Source organism: Tannerella forsythia (assembly GCF_001006485.1).
GTDB classification, from domain to species: domain Bacteria; phylum Bacteroidota; class Bacteroidia; order Bacteroidales; family Tannerellaceae; genus Tannerella; species Tannerella forsythia.
Genome location: NZ_JUET01000102.1, coordinates 1 through 246, shown reverse-complemented (window position 1 = coordinate 246; position 246 = coordinate 1). Strand labels below are relative to the sequence as shown.

Here is a 246-nt window from a genome sequence, read left to right as displayed (position 1 = left end):
ACTGTCAGCAAGAACTCGTCCGGCTCTGCAAAGAACATTACCCCAAACCATACGAACGCCTGCAAACCATCCCCGGTGTCAAGGAACGCGCAGCCACGGCAATCATTGCGGAAACAGGGGTTGATATGAAGATGTTCGCTACGGCGGCAAGCCTTGTGGGATGGTGCGGTCTGAAACCGCGTAACGATGTAAGCAACGGGCGTTTCAAAAGCAGAAAAGTGACACACGGAAACAGATACCTCAGAC

General features: G+C 52.8%; 1 protein-coding gene. It reads left to right on the top strand.

What is annotated here, in order from left to right:
* Positions 1 to 246, top strand: a 246-nt coding sequence (locus tag Tanf_RS10145) for a transposase (RefSeq protein WP_046825791.1), incomplete at both ends; no start/stop codon positions are given.